This window comes from Arhodomonas sp. KWT, assembly GCF_010993615.1.
Window position 1 is genome coordinate 1 of sequence record NZ_WNXE01000716.1, and the last position, 854, is coordinate 854.

At 71.5% G+C, this 854-nt stretch carries 2 protein-coding genes; one reads left to right on the forward strand and one right to left on the reverse strand.

The window, feature by feature from the left end; all coding sequences use genetic code 11:
- A partial coding sequence (locus G7A99_RS21935) for a M23 family metallopeptidase (protein ID WP_163144076.1) occupies positions 1-609 on the forward strand: 609 nt, incomplete at its 5' end.
- A 20-nt stretch (positions 610-629) separates the two neighbouring features.
- Here G7A99_RS21935 and G7A99_RS21940 read toward each other — a convergent pair.
- The coding region (locus G7A99_RS21940; RefSeq protein ID WP_163144078.1) for a DUF938 domain-containing protein at positions 630-854 on the reverse strand (225 nt) is incomplete at its 5' end.

The window sequence follows — 854 nt, forward strand, 5'->3', positions numbered from 1 at the left end:
CCGTTCACCGAGCGGCGCTGGCATCCGACCCTGCACATTTATCGCCCCCATCACGGGGTGGACCTCGCCGCGCCCATCGGCACACCGATCCGTGCCGCGGGGGACGGGACGGTGACCTTCGCCGGGCACAGCCACGGGTACGGCCGGCTGGTGAAGATCCGGCACTTCGGGCCGTACGCCACGCGTTACGGGCACCTGCACCGCTTCGCGAAGGGGATGCACAGCGGGACCCACGTGCACCAGGGGCAGGTGATCGGCTACGTCGGCGAGTCCGGTGAGGCCACCGGGCCGCACCTGCATTTCGAGATCCGGGTCAACGGCACGCCCCACGACCCCCTGAAGGTCGCGCTGCCGGACGGCACCTCCGTTCCGGACGGTCAGCTCGCCGCCTACCACCGGGCGATTACGCCGTTCTCCCTGGCGCTCGCACATCCGGACGAGCGCCCGGCGCTGGCGCGTCTGGCGTCCGCCTTCGAGACCGTGCGTGACCGCCGCCGGGTCGCCGACACTGAGACGCAGACGCGCGGGAGCGGTGACGGTGGAAAAATGGCTCCGCCCGTCCACCTGGCGCTGCGCAGCAGTGACGGGCTGACCGGCGCCGCGGACTGAGCCGGTCCCGCCGCGGCGGGTCAGCCGGTCCCGGCGGAACGGCGGAAGACGACGGTGAGATTGTTGGCGGGCATCGCGTGACGCTGCTCTAGCATCAGGCCGTGCACCGCCGCGGCCTCTGTCACCGCCTCCAGGTCGCGGACGCCCCATTGCGGATCGCGGGCGCGGAGGTCTGCGTCGAAGGCGGCGTTGCTCGACGCCGTGTGTTCTCCGTTTTCCCGGTAGGGCCCGTAGAGCACCAGAAC